We start from the raw sequence: 5,992 nt of genomic DNA, 5'->3' as shown, positions 1-5,992 counted from the left end.
CGTCGTTTTCATTGAACGCTGCCTCTGCCACCACATCGATGGTTGGGCCGTCATTGATTTCCTCCACATCAACATTAACAGTAATAGTGTCTGTTCCGCCATTTCCATCGCTAACAACAACAGTGAAGCTATCATTGCCGTTGTAATTTTCGTTTGGTGTGTAGGTCCAGTTGCCGTCTTCATCTACAACAACGGTGCCGTTGGATGGTTCAGTGCCTTTAGAGAAGTTTAATGAATCACCATCAGTGTCAGATGCTGAAAGGCTACCGTTGACTGGTGTGTCTTCATCAGTAGTTACGGCTATATTGTCGCCAAGTAGGTTGCCATTTGTATCTGTAATAAGTGGGGTATCGTTGACAGGGTTAACGCCAACATTCACAGTGATCGTATCAGTACCACCTTGGCCATCGGATACAACGACCGAGAAACTATCGTCACCATTGAAATCATTATTTGGGATGTATGTCCAACTACCATCACTGTTTAAAGTGACGGTTCCGTTTGCTGGCGGTTGGGACATAGCAAAAGAAAGAGCATCATTATCGTCGTCAGAAGCACTTAATGTACCGCTAACAGGGGTATCTTCATCCGTTGTGAAAGAGACAGTACCTCCGACAACGACATTGTTGGCATCTGTAAATAGAGGGGCGCTATTAGATTCAGTTGAAGATTCTGAGATAGAACGATAGGCATCAAGAAGGCTTAAACTTTGAGTGCGGGACATGCCCAACGCTTCGAAGCCTTCGGTTACGAACTCGGTATCAGGGATAGTTTCTTCACCATCTCGCTCAATGGTACCGCTGGTGCCTAGACTTGAACCATTTTGACCAACAGCGGTTGCGAACTCTTCACCTAATTCTGCAGGGTCTTGACCTTCTTCTAATGCTGCGAATATATCAGCAATATCTTGGTCGAGTTCAATCTCACCATCTTCTGGTGAGAATCGCTTCGCGGAAACTTCAGGGCTATTTGATTCATTAAGAGATTCTAAGATGACATCTCCCGCCTGAAGTGACTCGCCTTCTTCTAGGACTTTAATCGTGCCATCTGTTGAAATAACAATGCGCTGGCCCAGTGCTAGTGCACCAGCCAAATTCAAAGTCGTCATGTCCATATTAACCCCTAAAACCCATCTTTTGCCATCAACGTCAAAATAGTGACATCTCTTTGTAATATTAGTTAAAATATAACACCTATAAACACATCATTCATAGTTATGATTCTATTATTTAACAACCTTAAATGGAAGTTAATGACAATGCTCACAACAAGTAATAATTCAGGTGCGTAAAACATCAATATAAGTTATTGTGTTAGCGAAAGATAATTCGAATACAAATAAAAGATTTCAGTGCTCAAAATCAAAATAAAACGCACGATGATCTGTTAACAAATTTACAACCATTTACGGCAGCTTCTAGAGCGAACGTTATTTTTTTGGCGGTTCACCTAAATTTTGTGTCTTTATCAAGTAAAGCTCATATTTCGGTGTCAGTCCATTTGGGGAGATGGAAATTGAATTGCATTCAAGCAACAACATTAGGATTAGCGATAGCGCTGAGTTTGCCGGCTGGCGCACAAACCTTAGAGCAGGCTGTAGCATTTACTTTAGAAAGTAACCCTGAAATCAAAAGTGCTTACAACGAGTATATTAGTAAACGTTACTTGAATGATGCATCAGGGGGAGCCTACCGACCAAGTATCGATTTAGATGGAGGTATTGGTTATGAACATACTGATCTCGCGACCAACCAAGACACCACCGACCTAACACGAAAAGAAGCAACGATTACGTTAACCCAATTGATATGGGATGGGGCTAATACGTCAAATGACATCGATCGTACTGCGGCTGACGCTGAGTCTGTGCGCTATCAACTGTTATCTAACGCCCAGGACATAGCACTTGAAGTAACAAAAGTGTATCTTGACGCAGTTAAAGCTTATGAAGTTCTTTCTCTCTCAGAAAGCAACTTAGCGACACACAAAGAGATATACAGTGATATTCGTAAGCGCGTGGAGTCAGGAATTGGCTCGACAGCAGATATGTCTCAAGTAGAAGCTCGTATTGCTAAAGCACATGGTAACTTACTCGCAGCTCAAAATAACTTGTTTGACACTCACACTCAATTTAAGCGACTTGTCGGACAATCTCCGCTGGGGCTAACCTTTCCTCGTGCCGATGCTGGTGCTATTCCATACACTGTTGATGGCGCCCTAGCAAAAGCCTTCAATCAACACCCTGTGATCAAGATAGCTCAAGCCGACGTTGATTCAGCAAAGTTTCAGTATAAGCAGTCGAAAAGCACCAACTACCCAACAGTGTCTTTTGAAGCAGCGCAAACCTGGCGTGATGATGCCGGAGGTACAGAAGGAAGTAGTGATGAATTCTCGGCAATGGTTCGCTTGAGGTACAATCTTTATAATGGTGGTTCAGATCAAGACCGCGCTGAAAGCGCCGCTTACCAACTGAACAAAGCCAAGGATCTTCGTGAGAGCACGTACCGCAATGTCGAAGAGAGCTTACGTCTTTCCTGGAGTGCTCTGGATTTGACGGTCCAGCAAAAAGAATTCCTATCTGATCACGTAGACTCGGCATCAGATACGGTTATCTCATATGAGAAGCAATACCGCATCGGTAAACGTACCCTTCTCGATTTGCTCAATACCGAGAATGAACTGTTTGAAGCTCGTAAAGGCTATTTAGATGCCAAGTATGACGAGCAATACGCAAAATATCGCGTTATGAACGCAACTGGTAATCTACTTATTGGCTTACGAGTTGAGATCCCTGAAGAATGGAATGAAAAGGTGGAATATTAATGAAGCTAACAAACACAGTTTTATCGCTTTGCTTCATGGTTATATCTACCCATGCTTTAGCTGACAACAATGAAGATGAATTTGAGTATCGTGCGCTTCCGCCTGTCACTCAAATTTACGATCTACAAGATGACGACAACGATGGCGTAATCAATGCGCGTGATTTGTGTGCCGATACGCAGATTGGTGCAGAAATAGATAACGACGGTTGTGGTTCATATTTCGAGTCGTCGGAGAAAAAAGAGCTCCATATACTCTTCGCCAATAACTCTACAGAAATTAACCCAGCTTTTCTTAACCAGATACGCCAAATGGCTGCCTTTTTGAAGCGTTACGAAAGTACCACTATTGAATTGCAAGGTTACGCTAGTAAGGTGGGTAATGCCGAGCACAACCTAATGCTGTCAAAAGAGCGGGCTGCCAACGTTAGACGTGCACTTATCAGCAACGGCATTCAACCTTCTAGAGTCAACATCGTTGGCCATGGTGATTCTGAGTTCAGTAGCAATGACACCGAAATCAACCACGCACTTCACCGTAAAGTCGTTGCTTCTGTGGCCGGTTTTAAAGGCAATATCAAAGAAGAGTGGCATATTTTCACTAAGATTAAGAAGTAACCCTCCCCCTTTAACCATACTGAAACGCTATCTTAAATTCACGTTTCAGTATGGTTATAATTCCTTGAATAGCATATACCTAAGCCGTCTATAATGTTAATCTTGCCACGTTATCAACATAGAGAATTAATCCATGAGCAAACTAACAGCTGATACTCAAGCAAATCTAGAACTTTTCGTTTCTGAAACACAAGAAACTAAACTGGTATGGGGCCTTCGCAACGAAGAAGGTTGGCTAGCATGTGACTCAAGTGAATTCGAAAACAGCGAAGTGATGCCTTTCTGGTCTTCAAAAGAAGATGCTCAAACTCACAACGTTGAAGAGTGGGCTGACTTTGAAGTACTAGAAATTCCACTAGACATCTTTGTCGAAGATTGGCTACTAACTCTTGCTGAAGATGGCGTACTAGTAGGTGTTAACTGGAACGAATCTCTAGAAGGCAAAGAGCTTGAGCCTTCTGACCTAGCGAAATTATACATCTAATTTCAAGTATCGGCCGTGCAAATTGTACGGCCGATATCTCTCTGATAAAACTAAATAAATTAGAGATCCCGTTCGCAATCCCTGCCACAAACACCCCTCAAAAATTGAAGCAAGATCAAACTAATCATAGAATATCGTTATTTATCTAATTGATAGCTTCTTGTGACACGTTCTCTTTTCCTTTGCTTTATATTTTTGGTTAGTTTTGTTACACACAGCCAACCAGTTAGTCCAAGTCTCTCTTTAGACTCACCTATCACTTTGCCAAGAGCATCTGATATAAACACTCCAAACGCTGATTGGAATACACTTTACCTATCGACTTTGAAGCACTCTCCTGAACGTGCGTTAAACATGCTGCAAACACGCTATACGAGCTCGACTGTTTACGGTGATAAGCTTTACCTATCATCTCTCCTCTATCAATACATGAGTCATCGCGATCAACCCTTCTATGGCATAGCTTCCAATGACAGCGAATACCAGGCAATTGAAAAAACATTTCTTTCTGCTCTGATGAAAGACGGCAAAGGTCAATATGCAGAGGCACAGCAAGGCTTTTTGACTCTGTTAGCAAAAATGCAATCTCGTAGCGATTCAACCGGCAAAGCACTGCTCAAGTACCAATTATGTCGCTCCCTCAACGAACAAGCCAAATATCATCAAGCCAACTACTATTGCTCAGGGCTTGAGTCCGACTTACATGATGCCATCGATCCTGTACTACCAAAGTTCATTACTTATCGAGTCATCGCTAACAACCATCATTTTCGTAGTGACTATCATACCGCGTTAAATACCTACCTATCTTTGATCAAGGCATTCCCAAAAGGACATGATATCTCTGGGGTTTACAACGATATTGGTAACTTACTCAAAGAGCTAAAGCAGTATGAAAAATCAACTCAATACCTAGAGGAAGCGCTTACCCTAAGAGCCGATGCTTCCGGCATAATGAAGGCTCAGGTTCATCACAGCCTTGCTGATCTCTATTTAAGTCAAGGCCAAAGCGACTTAGCGATTCATCATTTCGAAAAAGCGCAGAAATTACTAAGAGAATCATCACATAACTACGGCATTGCACTCACTAGCTTAGGGCTAGGTAAAGCTTATACACAGACACAAAATTATGATTTGGCACGAAGCTATTTAACAGAGTCACTTGAGGCCGCTAGTGCGTTGAGCAATGATGGCATTCGTATCAATGCTTATCTAGCTGTGAGTGATATGTTCGAAGAGAAGAACCTGATGGCTGAGGCACTTAATTATGCCGAACAAGCTTTGAGGCTAGCGGAACAGGTATCAAGACACAAATACACAGCTCAAGCTCTGCTTCAATTATCTGAAGTACACAAAGCGCTTAATGATTACCAACAAGTGTTTATCTATTATCAACGATATTCATCCATTCAGATGGAAGCGCGAGATACAGACAATCGGCTCGCACTCGAGGCGCTCGATATTGCCCATACCAAATATGAACAAGAACTAGAGAATTCCTTGTTAATGCATCAAGCGAACATTGACCGCCTTCATATCGAAAAAATGGAGCGCCAACGCTGGGTTTACAACATCATTGTGATTCTATTGTTGTGTGGTGGGAGTTTTATGGTGTTCGCGAATAAAACAATTCGCTCAAAAGCAGCGATTGACGCTACGACCAAAGCGTACAACAGAACTGAGATCATAAGACGAATTAAACGGGTGAAGCGTTCTCAAGAAACGAATAAACAGCATGTTCTAGTCTTATTAGACTTAGATAAGTTTAAGAAAATCAATGATGAACATGGTCACCCAACCGGGGACAGAGCAATAGTTCACATTAGCAGACAAATCAGAAAGCATTTAATGAGCGGAGAGTTGTTTGGTCGTTTAGGTGGTGAAGAGTTTGTAGTAATGCTGACAGACACCCCCCCACCGGAAGTAAGAGAACGAGTTGAAGAGTTGCACTACGCCATATCAAGCACGGTCTTCTTATCAGAAAGTAAAAAGCCACTTAATGTAACCGCGAGTTTTGAGCCTGTAATTTAAATTGTGTATCTGCTTATAATTAAGCCAGTCATGGCTA

The 5,992-nt window shown here is 42.3% G+C and carries 4 protein-coding genes and 1 pseudogene; 4 read left to right on the top strand and 1 reads right to left on the bottom strand.

Annotated features, from left to right (window positions below; translation table 11 throughout):
- On the bottom strand, positions 1 to 1,114 hold a 1,114-nt coding region (locus JC606_RS22520), incomplete at its 3' end, for a tandem-95 repeat protein (protein ID WP_198779484.1).
- A 443-nt stretch (positions 1,115 to 1,557) separates the two neighbouring features.
- Between JC606_RS22520 and JC606_RS22515 the strand changes: the two genes are divergently transcribed.
- The 4 genes and pseudogenes from JC606_RS22515 to JC606_RS22500 form a co-directional block, all read left to right on the top strand.
- Entirely contained in the window at positions 1,558 to 2,823 is a 1,266-nt protein-coding gene (locus tag JC606_RS22515) for a TolC family outer membrane protein (protein WP_198779485.1), read from the top strand.
- The gene (locus JC606_RS22510) at positions 2,823 to 3,440 is read left to right on the top strand and encodes an OmpA family protein (protein ID WP_198779483.1); all 618 of its coding nucleotides are present in this window, start codon (positions 2,823 to 2,825) and stop codon (positions 3,438 to 3,440) included. Before JC606_RS22515 ends, JC606_RS22510 begins: the two co-directional genes overlap by 1 nt.
- Positions 3,441 to 3,573: 133 nt before the next feature.
- On the top strand, positions 3,574 to 3,924 hold the full coding sequence (locus JC606_RS22505; RefSeq protein WP_004738289.1) for a DUF2750 domain-containing protein: 351 nt from the start codon (positions 3,574 to 3,576) through the stop codon (positions 3,922 to 3,924).
- 354 nt (positions 3,925 to 4,278) lie between these two features.
- Positions 4,279 to 5,940, top strand: a pseudogene (locus JC606_RS22500) (tetratricopeptide repeat protein); the annotation flags it as partial.
- Between the last annotated feature and the right edge of the window lie 52 nt (positions 5,941 to 5,992).

It is taken from the genome of Vibrio sp. IB15 (assembly GCF_016406055.1).
Taxonomy (GTDB): Bacteria; Pseudomonadota; Gammaproteobacteria; order Enterobacterales; family Vibrionaceae; genus Vibrio; species Vibrio chagasii.
This window is presented reverse-complemented; position numbering and strand designations above follow the sequence as displayed.